The organism is Paraburkholderia sp. BR14374 (genome assembly GCF_040948685.1).
Classification (GTDB): Bacteria; Pseudomonadota; Gammaproteobacteria; order Burkholderiales; family Burkholderiaceae; genus Paraburkholderia; species Paraburkholderia youngii.
Genome location: NZ_JBFPKF010000004.1, coordinates 493,617 through 512,264, shown reverse-complemented (window position 1 = coordinate 512,264; position 18,648 = coordinate 493,617). Strand labels below are relative to the sequence as shown.

At 64.6% G+C, this 18,648-nt stretch carries 17 protein-coding genes; 8 read left to right on the top strand and 9 right to left on the bottom strand.

What is annotated here, in order from left to right:
* Window positions 1-9: 9 nt before the first annotated feature.
* The 8 genes from AB3X86_RS12600 to AB3X86_RS12565 all read right to left on the bottom strand — a co-directional run bounded on the left by AB3X86_RS12600 (window position 10) and on the right by AB3X86_RS12565 (window position 9,212).
* Window positions 10-2,271, bottom strand: a complete 2,262-nt coding sequence (locus AB3X86_RS12600; protein ID WP_368596233.1) for a xanthine dehydrogenase family protein molybdopterin-binding subunit — start codon at window positions 2,269-2,271, stop codon at window positions 10-12.
* Window positions 2,268-3,275, bottom strand: a complete 1,008-nt coding sequence (locus tag AB3X86_RS12595; protein WP_368596232.1) for a xanthine dehydrogenase family protein subunit M — start codon at window positions 3,273-3,275, stop codon at window positions 2,268-2,270. Before AB3X86_RS12595 ends, AB3X86_RS12600 begins: the two co-directional genes overlap by 4 nt.
* Window positions 3,272-3,832, bottom strand: coding sequence for a (2Fe-2S)-binding protein (locus AB3X86_RS12590; protein ID WP_368596231.1), 561 nt, complete (start codon window positions 3,830-3,832; stop codon window positions 3,272-3,274). The genes AB3X86_RS12595 and AB3X86_RS12590 overlap by 4 nt, the downstream gene beginning before the upstream one ends.
* 150 nt (window positions 3,833-3,982) lie before the next feature.
* Window positions 3,983-4,300, bottom strand: a complete 318-nt coding sequence (locus tag AB3X86_RS12585) for a hypothetical protein (protein ID WP_368596230.1) — start codon at window positions 4,298-4,300, stop codon at window positions 3,983-3,985.
* Window positions 4,301-4,386: 86 nt separating this feature from the next.
* The gene (locus AB3X86_RS12580) at window positions 4,387-5,253 is read right to left on the bottom strand and encodes a glucose 1-dehydrogenase (protein ID WP_368596229.1); all 867 of its coding nucleotides are present in this window, start codon (window positions 5,251-5,253) and stop codon (window positions 4,387-4,389) included.
* Between the two features lie 276 nt (window positions 5,254-5,529).
* Complete coding sequence (locus AB3X86_RS12575) at window positions 5,530-6,006, bottom strand: response regulator (protein ID WP_368596228.1); 477 nt, start codon at window positions 6,004-6,006, stop codon at window positions 5,530-5,532.
* Between the two features lie 442 nt (window positions 6,007-6,448).
* The gene (locus AB3X86_RS12570) at window positions 6,449-8,122 is read right to left on the bottom strand and encodes an ATP-dependent DNA ligase (RefSeq protein WP_368596227.1); all 1,674 of its coding nucleotides are present in this window, start codon (window positions 8,120-8,122) and stop codon (window positions 6,449-6,451) included.
* 10 nt (window positions 8,123-8,132) lie between these two features.
* On the bottom strand, window positions 8,133-9,212 hold the full coding sequence (locus AB3X86_RS12565; protein ID WP_368596226.1) for a ligase-associated DNA damage response exonuclease: 1,080 nt from the start codon (window positions 9,210-9,212) through the stop codon (window positions 8,133-8,135).
* Window positions 9,213-9,371: 159 nt separating this feature from the next.
* Here AB3X86_RS12565 and AB3X86_RS12560 point away from each other — a divergent pair, with 159 nt between their 5' ends.
* The 7 genes from AB3X86_RS12560 (at window position 9,372) to AB3X86_RS12530 (ending at window position 16,489) form a co-directional block, all read left to right on the top strand.
* Window positions 9,372-10,274, top strand: coding sequence for a YihY/virulence factor BrkB family protein (locus AB3X86_RS12560; protein ID WP_368596225.1), 903 nt, complete (start codon window positions 9,372-9,374; stop codon window positions 10,272-10,274).
* Window positions 10,275-10,373: 99 nt separating this feature from the next.
* Window positions 10,374-12,209, top strand: coding sequence for a thiamine pyrophosphate-requiring protein (locus AB3X86_RS12555; protein WP_176381538.1), 1,836 nt, complete (start codon window positions 10,374-10,376; stop codon window positions 12,207-12,209).
* 230 nt (window positions 12,210-12,439) lie between these two features.
* The gene (zapE, locus tag AB3X86_RS12550; RefSeq protein WP_368596224.1) at window positions 12,440-13,540 is read left to right on the top strand and encodes a cell division protein ZapE; all 1,101 of its coding nucleotides are present in this window, start codon (window positions 12,440-12,442) and stop codon (window positions 13,538-13,540) included.
* A gap of 223 nt (window positions 13,541-13,763) precedes the next feature.
* Window positions 13,764-14,870, top strand: coding sequence for a hypothetical protein (locus tag AB3X86_RS12545; RefSeq protein ID WP_368596223.1), 1,107 nt, complete (start codon window positions 13,764-13,766; stop codon window positions 14,868-14,870).
* A 63-nt stretch (window positions 14,871-14,933) separates the two neighbouring features.
* Window positions 14,934-15,362, top strand: coding sequence for a VOC family protein (locus AB3X86_RS12540; RefSeq protein WP_368596222.1), 429 nt, complete (start codon window positions 14,934-14,936; stop codon window positions 15,360-15,362).
* Window positions 15,363-15,560: 198 nt separating this feature from the next.
* On the top strand, window positions 15,561-15,857 hold the full coding sequence (locus tag AB3X86_RS12535; RefSeq protein WP_368596221.1) for a hypothetical protein: 297 nt from the start codon (window positions 15,561-15,563) through the stop codon (window positions 15,855-15,857).
* 158 nt (window positions 15,858-16,015) lie between these two features.
* Complete coding sequence (locus AB3X86_RS12530) at window positions 16,016-16,489, top strand: YbhB/YbcL family Raf kinase inhibitor-like protein (protein WP_184227456.1); 474 nt, start codon at window positions 16,016-16,018, stop codon at window positions 16,487-16,489.
* 9 nt (window positions 16,490-16,498) lie between these two features.
* Here the strand turns inward: AB3X86_RS12530 and AB3X86_RS12525 are convergent, their stop codons facing one another.
* Window positions 16,499-17,470, bottom strand: a complete 972-nt coding sequence (locus AB3X86_RS12525; RefSeq protein ID WP_368596220.1) for an AraC family transcriptional regulator N-terminal domain-containing protein — start codon at window positions 17,468-17,470, stop codon at window positions 16,499-16,501.
* A 94-nt stretch (window positions 17,471-17,564) separates the two neighbouring features.
* On the opposite strand from AB3X86_RS12525, the gene AB3X86_RS12520 reads away from it, so the two are divergent.
* Entirely contained in the window at window positions 17,565-18,398 is an 834-nt protein-coding gene (locus tag AB3X86_RS12520; protein ID WP_368596219.1) for an oxidoreductase, read from the top strand.
* Window positions 18,399-18,648 lie beyond the last annotated feature (250 nt).

Genomic DNA, 18,648 nt, shown 5'->3' with positions numbered 1-18,648 from the left:
GACGGGCCGTCAGCCGAGCAGCTTGTCGGGTGTAATCGGCAAATCGCGGATGCGTTTGCCGGTCGCATGCCAGATCGCGTTGCAGACCGCCGCGGCCACGCCCACCACGCCGATTTCGCCGACGCCTTTGACGCCGAGCGGATTGACGATGTCGTCACGCTCGTCGACGAATAGCACGTCGATCTCGTGAATGTCGGCGTTCACGGGCATGTGGTATTCGGCGAGATTGTGATTCATCTGCCGTCCGAGCACGTGATCGAACTGGCCGTGCTCGTGCAGCGCCATGCCGATGCCCCACACGACGCCGCCCGCGATCTGATTGCTTGCCGTCTTCGGATTGACGATGCGCCCCGCCGCGACCGCGCTGACCACACGCGTCACGCGCACGGTGCCGAGCGCTTCGTCGACGCGCACTTCGGCGAACACCGCCGAATGCGTGCCCATCGAATATGCCTGCTGCTTCACGTGCGGCTGCACGCTCGCCTGCTCTTCGAGTTCATCGAGTCCGGCGCGCTCGAGCAGCGTCGCGATCGCGATCGAGTCGTCCGCGTGCGGGCCGCATACGAGCCGGTTGCGCTCGCGCCGCACTGCTTCGCGATCCACCGACGCGAAGCGCGCACCGCCATGTTCGCGCGCGAGTTCGACCAGACGATTATGCAGGCGCGTGCAGGCCGCATCGACAGCGCTGCCCACCGACGACACCGTCCACGATCCGCCCTCGATCGGCGCCTTCGGCAGCCGCGTATCGCCGAGTTCGAAGCTGACGTCCGCGAGCGGCACGCCGAGCGCATCGGCGGCGATCTGCGTCATCGCGGTGTAGGTGCCGGTGCCGATATCGGCGGTCGAGCTCGACACCCTGACGCAGCCATCGGGCGTCAGCACCGCACGGGCGGCCGCTTTGTTCTGCATCGCGTCCCATGCACCGGTCGCCATGCCCCAGCCGATCAACTCGTTGCCTTCGCGGCGTGCACGCGGTTCGAGCGGCCGCCCGGCCCAGCCGAAGCGCGCCGCGCCTTCGCGATAGCAGTCGCGCAGCGCCTTGCTCGAAAACGGCAGGTTCTTGTTCGCGTCGCGCTCCGCATAGTTGAGGAGCCGCAATTCAAGCGGGTCCATCCGCAATGCCTCGGCGAGTTCGTCCATCGCGACTTCGAGCGGAAAGAGCCCTTGGGTCGCGCCGGGCGCGCGCATGTCGGCCGGCGTCGGCACGTCGAGCTTCGCGACCTTGTAGCCCATCGACACGTTGTCGCATCGATACAGCTGCCCGGCCCAGTTGACCACCACGTCGCAGAATTCCTCATAGCGCGAGGTTTCCGACACCGCCTCGTGGATCACCGCCTGCAGGCGGCCATCCGCCGACGCGCCGAGCGCGACGCGCTGCACCGATTGCGGCCGATGCGCGAAGGTGAACATCTGCTGCCGGGTCAGCGTGACGCGCACGGGTTTCTTCAGTTCGCGCGCGGCCATCACAGCGAGCGCCAGATGGTATTGCGGCCGCAAGCCGGAGCCGAACGCGCCGCCGACGAACGGCGACACCACCTGCACTTCGTCGTCTTTCAAACCGAACACGCGCTGCAGATAGCCCTTCGTATTGACGACGCCCTGAGTCTTCTCATAGACGGTCAAGTGTCCTTGCGCATCGGGCACCACGGTGCAACCGTGCATCTCCATCGGATTGTGGTATTCCGCGGGCGTCGTGTAGAACGCGTCTACGCGCACCTTGGCATCGGCCAGCGCTTTGCGCGGCTCGCCGCGCTCGGGCGGCGGCGGATCGAAGCCGCCCTTCTCCGCCGACGGCGGCACGGCGCTCATCAACGCCGCTTCGATATCGGTCTGATGAGAAGCGGCCTCGTAGCGCACCCGCATCAGCGACGCCGCGTAGCGCGCGAGTTCGAGCGACTGCGCGACCACCAGCGCGACCGGCTGGCCGCTGTACCACACGCGCTCGTCCCACAGCGGCCTCAATGGCGTGCCGGCCGGCGCGATCATGTCCTTGAACGCATCGACGTCCGACGGCAGCGCCGGGCGATTGCGATGCGTGAGCACGAGCAGCACGCCGGGCAGCGCTTCGGCGGCCGAGGTATCGATCGAGACGATCTTGCCCGAAGCGATCGTGCCCGACACGACGACGCCATGTACGAGCCCTTCGGCGCAGAACTCGGCCGCATATTGCGCGGCGCCGGTCACTTTGGCGAGGCCGTCGACACGCGAGTGCGGCACGCCGATCGCGTGCTTCGTGCTGCCTGTCGATGGCAAGGTTTCGGCACGGTTCATCGTGCGGCCTCCTCGAACGAACGTTGTGTGGCCTCGCCGAAGGCGCGCACGATCACGCGCGCCGCGAGTTCGATCTTGAACGCGTTGTCGCGCTGCGGGCGCGCATCGCGCAGCAGCGCGCCCGCGAAATCGCGCAAGGTCCGCGCGTTCAGCGTCTCGCCGCGCAGTGCGGCTTCCGCGGCGGGATCGCGCCACGGCTTGTGCGCGACGCCGCCGAGCGCGCAACGCGCATCGACGATGCGCGAGTCGTCATCCAGGTCGACACCGACCGCGGCCGACGCGAGCGCGAACGCATACGACGCGCGGTCGCGCACCTTCACATATGCGTGATGCGCCGAAAAGCCTTGCGGCGGCAACTCGATCGCGGTCACGAGTTCGTCGTCGCGCAAGTTGGTATCGATATGCGGCGTGTCGCCCGGCAGCCGGTGAAAATCCGCGAACGGCAGCGTGCGTGCGCCGTCGTTGCCGAACAGATGCACGGTGGCGCCGAGCGCCGCCAACGCGACGCACATATCGGACGGATGCACGGCGATGCAGTGTTCGCTCGCGCCGAGGATCGCGTGAATGCGGTTCACGCCGTGCAGCGCCGGGCATCCGCTGCCGGGTTCGCGTTTGTTGCACGGCGTGCCCACGTCGTAGAAGTAGTAGCAGCGCGTGCGTTGCAGCAGATTGCCGCCGACCGTCGCGACATTGCGAATCTGCGGCGACGCGCCGGCCAGGATCGCTTTCGCGAGCAGCGGGTAGCGCGCTGCGACGGTATCGTCATACGCGAGCGCGCTGTTCGTTACGAGCGCGCCGATCATCAGGCCGCCTTGCGCCGACGCTTCGATCCGCCTGAGCGGCAAACGGTTGATGTCGACGAGCAAAGCCGGCCGCGCCACGTCTTCGCGCAGCAGGTCGACGAGATTCGTGCCGCCCGCGATGAACGCGGCGGCCTTGTCCGAACGATGCCGTTCGAGCGCATCCTGCACCGCCTCGGCGCGCGTGTACGAGAAGCGGTTCATGGCCGCACTCCGCGCTGATTCGCGACCGGACTGGCTTGCCTTGCATCCTCGTCGCCGAAATGCGCCGCGTCGAGAATCGCGGCGACGATATTCGTATATGCGCCGCAGCGGCACAGATTGCCGCTCATCTGCTCGCGCACGTCGTCCGCGCAGCGCGCATGGCCTTCTTCGAGCATCGCGTACGCCGAGCAGATTTGCCCCGGCGTACAGTAGCCGCACTGGAACGCATCATGTTCGATGAACGCTTGCTGCAATGGATGCAACGTATCGCCGTTCGCGAGACCTTCGATCGTCGTGATCGATGCACCGTCGTACACGACCGCGAGCGCGAGGCAGGTATTGATCCGCTGACCATTGACGAGCGCCGTGCACGCGCCGCATTGGCCGTGATCGCAGCCCTTCTTGGTGCCGGTCAGGTGCGCATGCTCGCGCAGCAGATCGAGCAGCGAGGTCCACGCTTGAACGTCGAAGTGGCGCATCTCGCCGTTGATCTCGAACGTCAATGCATGCGACGCGGGCGCGTCGGCCTGCGCGGTTTCAGCATCGGGGGTAGCCATCGGATTTCCTCCTCACAAGGCGTCGCGCAAGCAACGCGGCGCGCGACGAAACTCCATGCAACTCGAACCCATGCAAAACGGCGGCAGCGCGCGAGCGCGATGCCGCCGCGGCGTGCGGCGCGTCGCACCTCGACGCGCCCGGCTGAACGCCTATTGCCCCGCCGCGCTACCCGCGCGCGGCGGCGTCGCGCCTTTGAAGCGCTTGTTGGTGGCGGTGCGGCCATTGCCGCCGCCGGCGACCCCATTGGTCGCGCCCCCCGACTCGCCGACGTTGCCGTTCGCGTCGTTCGCGCTGGTCGTATCCGGCGTGCGCGATTCTTCCAGACTTGCGCCGGGTTTTGCGGCGGACTTTCCGGGTTGCGTAGACGGATTGGAACCGGTCTGCGCGAAGCCCGCCTGCGCAAAACCTAGCGCAAGGCAGCCCGACACGAGCGCGGCACCCAGTTTGACGGATACATCGATCTTCATGTCACTCTCCCTTATGACATTATGGAAACCACTGCGAGAAGCTGCTGCGCGGCCCATGGCAGCCTCGCCGCCTTCGGTTCGACAACCTAAATGATCGGCGCGCCGCCTGTCACGGCAATCGTCGCGCCCGAGATATAGCTCGCTTCGTCCGACGCGAGCATCACATACGCGGCCGCGAGTTCCGCCGGTTGTCCGGGGCGCTTCATCGGCACCTGCTTGCCGAACTGCTCGACCTTCTCGGGCGGCATCGTCGATGGAATCAGCGGCGTCCAGATCGGTCCCGGCGCCACGCAGTTCGCGCGAATACCCTTTTCCGCGAGCAATTGCGCGAGGCCGCCGGTGAAGTTCTGAATCGCACCCTTGGTGGTCGCATAGGCGATCAGGCCGGGGTTCGGATGATCGGCATTGATCGACGACGTATTGATGATCGCGCCGCCCGGTTTCATATGGCGGACCGCCGCGCGCGTGATCCTGAACATCGCGCCGATGTTGGTATCGAAGGTCTTGTCCCATTCTTCGTCGCTGATCGCGTCGAGCGACGGATAGCTCATCTGATACGCGGCGTTGTTGACCACCACGTCGAGCCGGCCGAAAGCCTCGATCGCCTTGTCGACGATCGCATCGCAATGCTGGCGATCGCGGATATCGCCGCCGACCAGCACCGCCTTGCGACCGGCGTCCTCGACCCAGCGCGCGGTCTCGCGCGCATCGTCTTCTTCGTCGAGATAGGCGATCAGCACATCGGCGCCTTCTCGCGCGAACGCGATCGCGACCGCGCGGCCAATGCCGCTGTCGCCGCCGGTCACGATCGCTGCCTTGCCAGCGAGACGCCCCGAACCTTCGTAGGTTTTCTCGCCATGATCCGGTTGCGGGTTCATGCCGGCCGTGCGGCCGGGCGTCTGGTCCTGCTGCTGTTCAGGAAACGGCGGTGCCGGGCGTTGCTTGTCGCTCATGTCTGATCTGCCTCGTTGCAAATGACAAATGACCATGGACGGCGCGCACGAGCGCGCCGCGTCATCGGTTTTTGAGCAACGTGTGGGCCTGCGTGTGCGAGCGAAGTGAAACCCCTGCGTGAACTGCAACGTAGGGGCTCGCATGGCTATGGAAGCTGCGGCGGATAGAACGGTGGCAGCCAGATGGCAGATAAATGACAAATAGATTCGCACCGCGCCGAGTGCGATCTTCGGCGACGACCGTGCATAAATGACAGCACGCTCAGCAATTTTTCGCTAACAGCCTGATTCAGATGACGGCTCCGCCGCATGCAACGCGGCCGCCGATTCGAGCACGCGCAATAGACGCTCGGGCGTCAATGGTTTCGCGCAATGCGCGTCGAAGCCAGCCGCCTTGGCGAGCGAGCGATCCTCACGCGACGCGAACGCGGTACACGCAACCAGCAGCATATGCGCAGTCTGCGGATGCGCGCGCAGACGCCGCGCAAGTTCGAGCCCGTCGAGCCCTGGCATCTTGATGTCGAGCAGCACCGCAAACGGCTGCCACTCGCACGCGGTCTGGCACACGGCATACGGATCGTCGAGCGCACGGCACTCGAAGCCGTCGGCCGTCAGTAGCATTTGCAGCGCGTCCGCTGCTTCCCGGTAATCGTCGACTACCAGCACGCGACGATGCGCGGCCATCGCATAGCGGATCGGCCGCCATACGAGCACGTCGTCGCTGCTGTCCACGTTGTCGTTGAACACAGTCATTTTTTCTCGCCCTTTTACATTCGCCCTGAAGGGCATCTCGCGCCACGCGCGCAAGATTCGATCCCATTGCGTCTGCCGGCTACAACCAGGTTTTTGTTATTTCCGCTTCATTCGGACGATGCGCGGCCGGCACGCGTCGTCCCGCACTCCAGCGTTGCAATTACCTGGTATGCGGGATTCAGCGTGCCCATACATCACGGCGTTTGAATGACGGCGACTGCGATGTGCGTGCTGCGCAACATCGTTTAACGCACTGTCCTTGTGCGATCCGCCTCACTCAGGGGCGTCGCACGACATCGGTATTCCAACGGATAGAGGGGGCCACGCAATGCATGCCGCGAGCGCTCTTATGGCGCGAATCGATGACGCGGTCATAAACAAAGCATAAGCGACGATGCCGATAAAAAAATGCTCGACGTGTTAGGGGTTTGTGCTCTGCGGGTTATCCCGCACGATTATCGATAAAGCCTTTCAGCATCGCGAGCGTGTCGGCGTCGTCGATATGCTTGTCGGTACGCCAGCGCAGCATGCGTGGAAAACGCACGGCCACGCCTGACTTATGGCGCGAACTCGCTTGTATCCCTTCGAAGCCGATCTCGAACACGAGCGTCGGCGTTACGCTGCGCACCGGGCCGAATTTATCGACGGTGGTCTTGCGCACGATCGCATCGACGCGATGCATCTCTTCGTCGGTAAGCCCTGAATAGGCCTTCGCGAACGGCACGAGCGTGCGCACGCCGTCGGCTTCGTCCCACACCGCGAAGGTGTAGTCGGTGTAGAGACTCGCGCGACGGCCATGACCGCGCTGCGCGTACACAAGCACAGCGTCTACCGCATAGGGCTCGATCTTCCATTTCCACCACGTGCCCGATGCCTTGGTGCGGCCGACGCCATACATCGATTCGCGCTCCTTCAGCATCAAGCCTTCGACGCCGCGCGCGCGGCTCTCTTCGCGCAAGGCCGCGAGCGCGCTCCAGTCCGCGCCGTGGACGAGCGGCGATACGCGCAGCAGACCGCGCGCGAGCGTGCCATCGACCGAAGCGCTCAACGCATCGAGCCGCCCGCGCCGATCAACGAGCGGGCTCATGCGCAGGTCCTGGCCGTTCGCTTCGAGCAGGTCGTACGCGAGGAGCGCTGCCGGCGAATCCGCAAGGATCTTGCGCGTCAGCGTCTTGCGCGCGATGCGCGGTTGCAGCCGCGCGAACGGCAACGGCGCGGCCGCGCCGGGTTCCCAGGCGAGAATCTCGCCATCGATCACATACCCATCGGGTAAGGACTCGCCCAATGCCGCGACCTCGGGAAAACGATCGGTGATCAGATCCTCGCCACGCGACCACAACCACACGCGCCCGCCGCGTTTGACGAGTTGCGCGCGTATGCCGTCCCACTTCCATTCGATCAGCCAGTGCGCGGGATCGCCGAGCGTCGCCGGATCGCTCTGCAACGGATGCGCGAGAAAGAACGGGTACGGCAGGCCCAGGTCGCTATCGTGTTGACGCGCATGAGCTTGCGTATCGTCGTCGGTCTGCGGCGCGATCAGACGCAGATAGCGCGCCGCATCGGGCTTCTGTCGCGAATCGGTCCAGCCGACCATTCGTTGCGCGATCCGCTTGTGATCGACGCCAGCCACTTCGGCGAGCGCGCGCACCACCAGTTGCCGCGCGACGCCGACACGAAAGCCGCCGCCGATCAGCTTGGTCAGCAGGAAGCGGCCGCCCCAGTCGAGTTCGTCCCAGTAACTGAGTAGACGCGTGCGCAACTCGTCGGGCGGCAGGCTGCGCAACGGCAGCATGCGTTGCTCGATCCATTGCGTGAGGCCTAGCTCGGAGTCGCGCGACGCGGGCGGCAGGATATGCGCGATGGTTTCGGCCAGATCGCCCACCGCGTGATACGACTCCTCGAACAGCCACTCGGGCAAGCCGGCGCGCTCGCGCGCGATGTCGGTCAGCAAACGCGTCGGCACCAGTTGACGCGGTTTGCCGCCGGCGAGGAAATACGACGCCCATGCCGCGTCTTCAGGCTCGGCCACCGAGAAATAACTGGTCAGCGCCGCGAGCTTGTCGTGCGTCGACGTGGTCGCATCGAGCGCGGTGTAGAGGGCCGCGAAGCGTTTCATACGGTATCCGTCATGATTCGCTCGCCGCCGCTTCGTCGGCGCCGGCCGCATCGGCTTCGACCGTATCGTCGCCGTATTGCGTGTCGAACGCACTCGCCTGCAGGCCCTGCTCGTTGAGCCAGCGCACCATCGGTTCGATCGAGCCGTGCGTGACGATCACACGCGAGGCGCCGCTCTCGCGGATCGCCGTTTGCAAACCCGGCCAGTCCGCGTGATCGGACAGCACGAAGCCGCGGTCGACGCTGCGCCGGCGCCGCGCCCCGCGCAGGCGCATCCAGCCCGACGCGAATGCATCGCTGTAATCGCCGAAGCGCTTGAGCCACGCGCTGTTCTGCGCGGACGGCGGCGCGACGATCAGCGCCTGTCTGAACACGGCCTTGTCTTTCGCGGCGATCTCGCTGACGAGATTGACCGGCGGAAGACGCACGCCCGCGTCGCGATACGCGCGATTGAGCGGCTCGAGCGCGCCGTGGCAGAAGATCGGCCCGATCGCGGCATCGACGCTCGCGAGCACGCGTTGCGCCTTGCCGAACGAATAGCAGAACAGCACCGACGCGCGCCCTTCGGATGCGTTGTGACGCCACCATGAATCGATCGAATCGAACACGCTTTGCGGCGTGTCCCAGCGATAGATCGGCAGACCGAACGTCGATTCGGTGATGAAGGTATCGCAATGCACCGGTTCGAACGCGGCGCAGGTCGGATCGGCTTCGAGCTTGTAGTCGCCCGATGCGACCCATACGCGGCCCGCGTGTTCGATGCGCACCTGCGCCGAGCCGAGCACGTGCCCGGCCGGATGCAGCGACACGCGCGCCGCGCCAACCATGAGCGGCTCGCCGTAGTCGAGCGTGTGCAGTGCGATGCCGGGCAGCCGCGCCAGCAGCACGCTCGCGCCCGCGCGCGTCGCCAGATAGCGCTGATGACCAAAGCGCGCATGGTCGGAATGCGCATGCGTGATCACCGCGCGTTCGACCGGCCGCCATGGGTCGATGTAAAAATCGCCGGCCGGGCAATACAGTCCCTCGGGCCGCGCGACCACCAGATCATTGGCTTGCGGCGCGGTGTTGTTCTGACGGGGCGGCTGATCCATCGGCTGTCCTCGGCAATGGCGGGCGATCTTTCGAACGCGGCCAAGCAAACTGCATGCCGCGCCATTGATGGCCCCGTTTCTGCTTACGGTATATAAAGCACACAGGCGTGTCGAGAGCGGCTGCCATCCGGCAGGGCCCGGCGCGCACCGCGAGGCCTCATGCCCATCCTGCTCGACCAGCATGCGCTGTTTATCGCCAGGCATCCCGGGCGCTTCCTGCTGCAAACGCTGAAAGCGTTTCGCGCGAACCAGGGGCTGCTGCTCGCGGGCGCGGTCGCATACTACGCGTTGCTGTCCATCGTGCCGCTGCTGATCCTGGTCGTCATCGTGCTGTCGCGCGTGGTGCCGCAGCAGCTGGTGCTCGAAGCGCTGTCGCATCTGCTGCGCTGGCTCGTGCCCGGGCAATCGGCCGCGCTCGTGCGTGAGCTGTCGAACTTTTTGGAGCATCGCGCGGTGATCGGCTGGGTGCTGCTGCTGACGATGCTGTTCTTCAGCTCGCTCGCTTTCACCGTGCTCGAAAACGCGATGTCGCTGATCTTCGTGCACCGCGTCGTCGTGAAGCGGCGCCACTTCCTGATTTCGGCGTTGCTGCCCTACTGCTACATCATGTTTCTCGGCGTTGGCCTCTTGATCGTCACGTTCGTATCGAGCGCGCTCGACACGATCGGCGCCGAAGGTCTGCAACTGTTCGGCCTGCATGTGTCGTTGCAGGGCTTCACGCGAGTGCTGCTGTATCTGCTCGGGCTCGCCGGTGAAATCTTCGTGCTGACTTCGGTGTATCTGGTGATGCCGGTCGGACGTCCGTCGCTCAAACACGCGCTGATCGGCGGCGTGGTGGCCGGCGTGTTGTGGGAGGTCACGCGGCACGTGCTGGTCTGGTATTTCGCCACGCTGTCGCAGGTGAGCCTCGTGTATGGCTCGCTGACGATGGCGATCGTGATCCTGCTGAGCTTCGAATGGCTCGCCACGCTGCTGCTGTTCGGCGCGCAGGTGATATCGCAGTACGAGCGCTTCGGCACCGAACCGCTCGACGCGCCGCAGCCGAAAGTCAAGACGGGCTGAGCAAGCCAGTCGCAAGGAACAGCCCTTGCTCGTTCGATACCGACCAAAGCCGCTCATTCCACGCGGCGGCATCGACTGGATATCGAGGGAGCAAGGATCATGGCTGAAACCGTTGGCGATTTCATCATCGGGCGGCTGCATGCGTGGGGCGTGCGGCGTATCTATGGCTATCCGGGCGACGGCATCAACGGTGTGTTCGGCGCATTGAACCGCGCGCAGAGCGAAGCGAAAAAGCGCCATAAAGGCACGGATCAGCCGGGCCCGATCGAATTCATCCAGGTCCGCCACGAAGAAATGGCCGCGTTCATGGCCGCCGCGCATGCCAAGTTCACCGGCGAACTCGGCGTGTGCATCGCCACCTCGGGGCCCGGCGCTTCGCATCTGCTGACGGGCCTCTACGACGCGCGCATGGATCACATGCCGGTGCTGGCGATCGCCGGTCAGCAGGCGCGCGCGGCGATCGGTGGACACTATCAGCAGGAGCTGGACCTGCCGGCGATGTTCAAGGACGTGGCCGGCTCGTTCGTCGGCTTTGCGACGATGCCCGCGCAGGTGCGTCATCTGGTCGATCGGGCGGTGCGTATCGCGCTTGCCGAGCGCGCAGTGACCGCGCTGATACTGCCGAACGATCTGCAGGACATTCCGTATGAACCGCCGGGGCGCAAGCACGGCACGCTGCATTCGGGCATCGGTTACGCGCGTCCGCGCGTGGTGCCGGGCGACCAGCAGTTGCGCGAGGCCGCCGACGTGCTGAACGCCGGCCGCAAGGTCGCGATCCTGGTCGGCGCGGGCGCGCTGCACGCGACCGACGAAGTGATCGCGGTCGCCGAGAAGCTCGGCGCCGGCGTCGCCAAAGCGCTGCTCGGCAAGGCGGCGTTGCCCGACGATCTGCCGTGGGTGACCGGCTCGATCGGCCTGCTCGGCACCAAGCCGAGCTACGACATGATGACCCATTGCGATACGTTGCTGATGATCGGCTCCGGCTTCCCGTACTCGGAGTTTCTGCCGAAGGAAGGTGACGCGCGCGGCGTGCAGATCGACATCAAGGCCGACATGCTGAGCCTGCGTTATCCGATGGAAGTGAACCTCGTCGGCGATAGCGTCGAGACGCTGCGCGCGCTGCTGCCGCTCATCGAGCAGAAGCAGGATCGGCTGTGGCGTGAGCGCATCGAAGGCTGGGTGTCCGACTGGTGGAAGACGCTGGAAAAACGCGCGCACGAACCCGCGAAGGATGGCCTGAATCCGCAGCTGTCGGTATGGGAGCTGTCGAAGCGCATACCGTCGAACGCGATCGTCACCAGCGATTCGGGTTCGGTCGCGAACTGGTACGCGCGCGATCTGCAGGTGCAGCGCGGCATGATGTGCTCGCTGTCGGGCGGGCTCGCGTCGATGGGCGCGGCCGTGCCGTATGCGATCGCCGCGAAGTTCGCGTACCCCGAGCGGCCCGTGGTCGCGCTGGTCGGCGATGGCGCGATGCAGATGAACAACATGGCCGAGCTGATCACGGTCGCGAAGTACTGGCAAGGCTGGAGCGATCCGCGCTGGATCTGCATGGTGCTCAACAATGGCGATCTGAACCAGGTCACGTGGGAGCAACGCGTGATGGAAGGCGATCCGAAGTTCGAGGTGTCGCAGGACATTCCTTCCGTGCCATATCACCGCTTTGCGGAGCTGATCGGTTTGAAGGGCATCTATGTCGACAACCCCGAGCAGATGGCGACCGCCTGGGACGACGCGCTCGCGTCGAATCGTCCCGTCGTGATCGAGGTGAAGTCCGATCCGAACGTGCCGCCGCTGCCGCCGCACGTCACGCTCGCGCAGGCCAAGGCGTTTGCCGAGACCTTGCTGAAGGGCGACCCCGACCAGGGCAACGTGGTGGTCGAGACGGCCAGGCAGGTGCTCGGTGCGGTGCTGCCGGGGCATCATGACAAATGATGCGGTAGCGGCTCGACGACGTGTGCGCGCGCCAACGGTTCGACAGAGGACGTGACTGGTAAAATGGCGCGCGCTTCGTGCACGCGCTCATTGGGCCTGCTTCAGCGCAGCCCATCACGCCGCCCCTTATCTCATGCTCACACACGTCCTCGCCGTTTTCGCGGTGGCCCATTCTGCGTCATTCGCGCAAGTCGCATCATTTGCATCACCTGGCATGGGCGCTCTCGCCCATGCTTGACGAAACCCGCATCGCACGCGCATTGACCGCGCGCGGCATCACCCCCGATCCGCGCCAGCGTGAGGCCATCAGCGCGCTCGTCGCGCTGCTCGGTGGGCAGCAGCGAGCACGGCGTGCATGGTCCACCGCCGCGTTCGGGCCGCAAGGCGTCTATTGCCACGGCTTGCCGGGGCGCGGCAAGAGCCTCGTCGTCGATACGCTGTTCGAGCTCGCGCCGTGCCGCAAACGGCGCCTGCATTTCCACGAGTTCCTGCGCGAGATGAACCGCCGGCTCGTCCAGGCGCCGCGTGGCGACGACCGGCTCGGCGACGTATCGCGGCAATGGCTCGACGGTATCGAGCTGCTGTGCTTCGACGAATTCCATGTGCACGATATCGCCGACGCGTTCCTGATGGGCCGCTTTCTCGATACCGCGATCAACCTCGGCACGCGCATCGTGCTGACGTCGAACTACGCACCGGACGATCTGCTGCCCGACCCCGAGTTTCACGAGCGCTTTGTGCCGACCATCGCGCAGATCAAACGCGCCTTCACGGTGATCCATTTCGACGGCGCGCGCGATTACCGCTTCGGCGGCGAAGCGGCCGAGGTGCCGCGCTTTTTCGCGCCGCTCGATGCGTCGAGCGAGGCCGCGTTGCGCGATATCTTCTCGAGCCATGAAAGCGACGCTGCGATCGAACCGGTCAGGCTGAGCGCGGCGGGCCGCCCGCTCGAAGCGCGCGCGGCCGGCAGCGCGCTGTTGTGGGCGGACTTCGAGCAGCTATGTGTCGCGAGCCGCTCGCACCTCGACTACCTCGATCTCGCCGAGCAATGGCAAGGCTTGATCGTCGATCGTCTGCATACGGAAGCATTGAGGCAGTCGCATACGCTGCAACGCCTAGTGTGGCTGATCGACATCTTCTACGACCGCAAGCGCGCGCTCTTCATCGCGTCCGATCAGCCGATCGAGACCGCATTGATCGGCCTCGAAGGCGTGCATGATCTGTCGCGTACGCTGAGCCGGCTCGCCGAGATGCAATCGCGCGCGTATCGCAGCGCGCTCGAGCGAGGCGGCGAGGACCAAGCGCAAGACGGGATCGACGCCGAAGCTTGAAAGCCGGGCATCCACCCTGCGCATTTCTGCAATTCTTGCAAGGCAGCGGTAAAGCGTGCCAACGCCCTTTCGCGTCGACGCACGAGCAACGCTGCCGCGCGCTGCGCCGGAGCGACAACGAGGCGACCCGCTGACCCGGCCCGCCGCTTGCGCGGGAATGGGTTCTGCTATCGCCGAGCGCAGATTCCATTGTTCAGCGGATTACCGCCGCTCGCGCCCGTCGATGCTCAAAACCGCCTCCGTAGCCGCCACATTGTGCGCGGCCTGCCTCACGTCCGCCTGCGTGCATATCGGCCCCTCGCGTCTGAAGGCCGATCAGGTCGACTATGCGCGGGCACTCGGCGACGCTAAGAAACGCGCGATCCTTGCCGCCGTGATCGGTCTGCGCTACGGCGATGCGCCCGCGTTCCTGACCGTCAGCAGCATCATCGCCGCCTACACGTTCGACACCACCGGCGGCGCGACGCTCAACGCAGGCTCGGGCACCATGCCGAACTACGCGCAGGCGACCGGCAGCGTGTCGTACTCGAACCGGCCGACCTTCACGTTCACGCCGACCACCGGTGAAGCGTTCGCGTCCGCGTATATCCGGCCGCTCGCGCCGGCGCTCGTGTTGCCGCTCGCCGAGGGCGGCGTGCCGATCGATCTGCTGTTGCGCATCACCGCGCAGTCGATCGGCGGTCTGCGCAACGGCGATGTGCTCGGCGGCAACAACAGCGCGGGAGCGCCGGGCTTCTTCGAATTGCTGCAGGTGTTGCGTCGTCTGCAACTGGCGGGCGAACTGAACGTCGAGACGCGGCAGCTCGATGTGAAGGCCGATCTCAAAGGCGGCCAAAGCCCCGCACTGGCCGTGTTCCTGTCGATCGGCGCGAGCACCAGCGGCGAGTCGCCGAGCACGGCCGCCGATGTCGCGCGCGTGCGCAGGCTGCTGCATCTGTCTACGAAGACACGTAGCTATGAGGTCGTGTATGGGCCGTCGTCGACGTCCGCGAAGGGCGAGCGCATTACGATGGTCACGCGCTCGGTGCTCGGCATCCTCAGCGATCTCGGCGCGCAGGTGCAGGTGCCGCAGGAGCGCATCAGCGACGGTTCGACGAAGCAGACCGTCGGGTTGGTCGGCGGTGAGACCCGGCCGACGATCATCGTGCACTCGGGCAACGCCGCGCCGGCCGATGCTTATGTGTCGATCGCATATGGGCCTTCGGTGTATTGGGTCGAGCGCAATGACTTCGACTCCAAATACGCATTTACGGTCGTGCAGAATCTGATGGCGCTGGCGGAGTCGGATACGAGCAGTAAGGCGCCGGTGGTGACGATTCCCGCGAATTGACGAGCGAATGTAAGCCGCTCACCCGCCGCTCACCCGCCGCTCTTTCGCGGCAAAGGAGAAGCCATGGAAAAGATCCCAGTTACCACCGCCTTATTCATCGCAGGCTTTGGCCCGATCGTGACCGAGGCCCAGCCAAGCCGCGATCTCTATGGCCGGGCCTTCGGTATTCCCTTCAAGGAAGAGAACGGCGGCTATCTCCATACGGAGAGTCTGAACGGCGCAAACTCTTTCGCGTTGTGGCCGCTCTCTCACGCCTCTCAGTCTTGCTTCGGCACCGAATCGTGGCCTCCCGACGTACCCATCCCGCAAGCCTGGATCGAGTTCGATGTCGACCACGTCGAAGCGGCAACGGCAGAACTTGAATCGCAAGGATATCGAATGCTGGTCAGAAACCGGAATGAGCCATGGGGCCAGACTGTCAGCCGCTTTATCGGGCCGGAAGGATTGCTGATCGGAATCACGTATACGCCCTGGCTGCGGGACAAGAAATGATGGCGGCCGCCGCGCAGATCAGGGCCGAGCGCGCATCGAATAGCCCGGTTAATTCCTGAAATCGATATTCACCATTGTGAATAATGCGCATAACTATCAGCCTTCGCTTTCCTAAACTTGGAGTCTCGCGACCCTGACGGAAACGTACGTGAGCATCGTTTGCGTCAATATCGCAATCCATTAAAGGAGAAGCGCTTCATGAACAAGGCAACCAGCACATTGATCGCGGCCGTCGCCGCGCTGATGCTGTCGGGCGGCGTATATGCCCAAAGCAACAACACGCTGGCGACTCCGTCCACGAAGTCGCCGGCCGCTCCAACGAGTGGCTACGGCACGCCGGGTGCCACCGGCTCGGAAAGCGGCTCGGCATCGCCGAACTCTGGCCAGCCGATGAGCACGATGAGCACGGACAGTAGCTCCACGTCCCGCCAGCCCGCTTACGGGGTCAACAACTCACTGGCCACGCCATCCACGAAGTCGCCAGTCGGCCAATGAGCGGAAGCTCGGCTGGCAACCCGGCGCGGCAAATCGAACGTCGCCTCTGCCCCGGCATGCGGTGGTTCGATCCGCGAATGCGTGCACTCGCCGCGCGCGACTTCGGTGGACGCTGACCTAGAATAAAAGCATGGTCGCGACCCAACGAGGAGGCTGCCATGACACTCACGCTAACGTCGCAAGCCTTCCGACAGAGCGGCGAGATTCCGGTGCAGCATACCTGCGAGGGCGCCAATGTATCCCCGCCGCTCGCGTGGTCCGGCGTGCCCGCGAACGCAAAAAGCCTGGCGCTGATCGTCGACGACCCCGACGCGCCAGACCCCGCCGCGCCGAGAATGACCTGGGTGCATTGGGTGCTCTACAACATCCCGCCGACAGCAACCGGGTTACCCGATGGCGCTGATGCACAGCCTTTGCCGGGCGGCACGCTCGAAGGCACCAATGACTTCAAGCGTGCCGGTTACGGCGGCCCGTGTCCGCCCGTGGGACGCCACCGCTATTTCCACAAGCTGTATGCGCTCGACACCGTACTGCCCGATTTGAAAAGCCCCAGCAAGGCCGCTCTCGAGAAGGCCATGCACGGGCACGTACTCACGCAGGCCGAACTGATCGGCACCTATCAGAAGCGATGAGCGCTGGCATCAGTGCGACGACACATAAGCCGTATCCGCGAATACAGCCGGGATCGCGAAGCTCTCGCGCATCCGCTTAGCCTCCGCTGCCGGCGTCAAGCCAAACAGACGCCTGAATTCCCTGCTGAACTGGGACGGGCTCGCGTAACCCACAGCGTGTCCCGCCGCCTCCGCGGTCAGGTCCTGGCGCACCATTAACAGGCGAGCCTGATGAAGTCGCGTCGACTTCACGTATTGCATCGGCGACACCTGTGTAATGGCCTTGAAGTGGCTGTGGAAACTCGGAATGCTCATACCCGCTTCGTCGGCCAGTTGCCTTACGTCGAGAGGCTGCGCATAGCTTGCATGAATCACGCGGAGTGAGCGGCCTATCTGGCCGAACTGTCCTCGCATCGCCAAGGCCTCGCGCAACGCGCTTCCTTGGGCCCCGGTGAGCACCCGGAAATACAGCTCACGCAGCAGCCCGGCACCCAGCACAGCAGCTTCGAGTGGCCGATGCATCGCCTCGAGAAAGCGCAGCACGGACGCTTGCATCGCGTCATCCATCGGCGTCGACATCATGCTCCGAGGTGCTGGTGTGCGCTCAGCCACCCCCTCGCGGTCGATCCGCTCGGCAAGTTCGGCGGCCAAGGCGAAATCGAGGTGCAGATACAGCGCGAGCAGTGGTCGCTCCTCGGTTGCGTCGGTCTCCATGCTGAATGGCACTGGCACGGATACGGCCAGATAGTGATGCTCGTCGTACAGGTACAGCTGGTCGCCGAAATAGCCTCGCTTGCGGCCTTGGCAGACGATCACGATACCGGGGTCGTACAGAACGGGCGTGCGCGATAGCGCCCGGTTCGACCGCAAGATGCGCACGCTCGGCAGCGCCGTCAGGTTGTAGCCCTCGTTGGGCGCCAACGTGCGCAGCAGCGCAATCATGCGTTTCTGGCTGCGCGAGGATAGAGCTGGGTGCTGGGTCGAAGCGCGTAGCGTGCTCATAGTTTTGTGCAAGAAACTCAGCGGAATTCGGCTTATTTTGCCTCGTTTGTCAGATTAGTATGCACTCTCCAATCGACTTTCGGGAGAAGCTTCAATGGCATCCAGCAAAACTCTGCTCATCACCGGCGTCAGCAGCGGTTTTGGCCGCGCGCTCGCACAGGAAGCGCTGGCGACGGGTCACAAGGTCGTCGGCACGGTGAGAACTGCCCAGGCAAAGCGCGAATTCGAGTCCCTGTCCGCGAACGCCGCACGGGGACGTGTGCTCGACGTGACCGACTTCGACGCGATCGACGGCGTGGTGGCGGAAATCGAGGCCAGCGTCGGACCCATCGATGTGCTGGTCAACAATGCCGGCTACGGTCACGAGGGCATCATGGAGGAGTCGCCGCTCCCGGAGATGCGCCGACAGTTCGACGTGAACGTATTTGGCGCGGTCGCGATGATGAAGGCCGTCCTGCCATTCATGCGTGAGCGCCGCCGCGGTCACATTGTGAATATCACATCGATGGGCGGCTACATCACGATGCCGGGAATCACCTATTACTGCGGCAGCAAGTTTGCGTTGGAGGGCATCTCCGAGGCGCTCGGCAAAGAGGTCAAGCCCTTCGGTATTGCCGTGACGGCGGTGGCTCCGGGCTCGTTTCGCACAGACTGGGCGGGTCGCTCGATGACGCGGACACCCCGCTCGATTCCGGATTACGACGATATTTTCGATCCCATTCGCCGTGCCCGCGAGGAAAAAAGCGGCAAGCAATTGGGAGATCCAAGGAAAGCGGCGCGCGCAATGCTGGCCGCCATCGCAGCGGAACATCCGCCCGCGCATCTTTTGCTCGGTAGCGACGCACTCGGTCTCGTTAGAGACAAGTTGTCGGCGTTGAACGCGGAAATCGGTGCGTGGGAGGCTATCACCGTTTCGACGGATGGCTGATGAACGCCGTCTTGTTGACGCGGTCGGGCGGCGAAGTGGGCGTTCCGGGTCGCAGCTGCGAAAAAGCCCAATCGACGCCGCCTGACAGTGAGGCCGAGCTTTGAAGATCAGTTGCGCTTCGGACACTTCGGTGGCATTGTCACTCTCGACGCTGGCCGAAGTTGCCGCCGAAGCAGGCACGGTGACAAGCATTGGAGGTAATTCGCGAACGCTTTGAATGTGTGCGATAGCGCACCAAATCGTCCCGACA

What these genes read in the sequence shown, in the direction of transcription:
- AB3X86_RS12600 (WP_368596233.1), bottom strand. Translation starts at nt 2,271, where the DNA reads ATGAACCGTGCCGAAACCTTGCCATCGACAGGCAGCACGAAGCACGCG.
- AB3X86_RS12595 (WP_368596232.1), bottom strand. Translation starts at nt 3,275, where the DNA reads ATGAACCGCTTCTCGTACACGCGCGCCGAGGCGGTGCAGGATGCGCTC.
- AB3X86_RS12590 (WP_368596231.1), bottom strand. Translation starts at nt 3,832, where the DNA reads ATGGCTACCCCCGATGCTGAAACCGCGCAGGCCGACGCGCCCGCGTCG.
- AB3X86_RS12585 (WP_368596230.1), bottom strand. Translation starts at nt 4,300, where the DNA reads ATGAAGATCGATGTATCCGTCAAACTGGGTGCCGCGCTCGTGTCGGGC.
- AB3X86_RS12580 (WP_368596229.1), bottom strand. Translation starts at nt 5,253, where the DNA reads ATGAGCGACAAGCAACGCCCGGCACCGCCGTTTCCTGAACAGCAGCAG.
- AB3X86_RS12575 (WP_368596228.1), bottom strand. Translation starts at nt 6,006, where the DNA reads ATGACTGTGTTCAACGACAACGTGGACAGCAGCGACGACGTGCTCGTA.
- AB3X86_RS12570 (WP_368596227.1), bottom strand. Translation starts at nt 8,122, where the DNA reads ATGAAACGCTTCGCGGCCCTCTACACCGCGCTCGATGCGACCACGTCG.
- AB3X86_RS12565 (WP_368596226.1), bottom strand. Translation starts at nt 9,212, where the DNA reads ATGGATCAGCCGCCCCGTCAGAACAACACCGCGCCGCAAGCCAATGAT.
- AB3X86_RS12560 (WP_368596225.1), top strand. Translation starts at nt 9,372, where the DNA reads ATGCCCATCCTGCTCGACCAGCATGCGCTGTTTATCGCCAGGCATCCC.
- AB3X86_RS12555 (WP_176381538.1), top strand. Translation starts at nt 10,374, where the DNA reads ATGGCTGAAACCGTTGGCGATTTCATCATCGGGCGGCTGCATGCGTGG.
- zapE (WP_368596224.1), top strand. Translation starts at nt 12,440, where the DNA reads ATGCTTGACGAAACCCGCATCGCACGCGCATTGACCGCGCGCGGCATC.
- AB3X86_RS12545 (WP_368596223.1), top strand. Translation starts at nt 13,764, where the DNA reads ATGCTCAAAACCGCCTCCGTAGCCGCCACATTGTGCGCGGCCTGCCTC.
- AB3X86_RS12540 (WP_368596222.1), top strand. Translation starts at nt 14,934, where the DNA reads ATGGAAAAGATCCCAGTTACCACCGCCTTATTCATCGCAGGCTTTGGC.
- AB3X86_RS12535 (WP_368596221.1), top strand. Translation starts at nt 15,561, where the DNA reads ATGAACAAGGCAACCAGCACATTGATCGCGGCCGTCGCCGCGCTGATG.
- AB3X86_RS12530 (WP_184227456.1), top strand. Translation starts at nt 16,016, where the DNA reads ATGACACTCACGCTAACGTCGCAAGCCTTCCGACAGAGCGGCGAGATT.
- AB3X86_RS12525 (WP_368596220.1), bottom strand. Translation starts at nt 17,470, where the DNA reads ATGAGCACGCTACGCGCTTCGACCCAGCACCCAGCTCTATCCTCGCGC.
- AB3X86_RS12520 (WP_368596219.1), top strand. Translation starts at nt 17,565, where the DNA reads ATGGCATCCAGCAAAACTCTGCTCATCACCGGCGTCAGCAGCGGTTTT.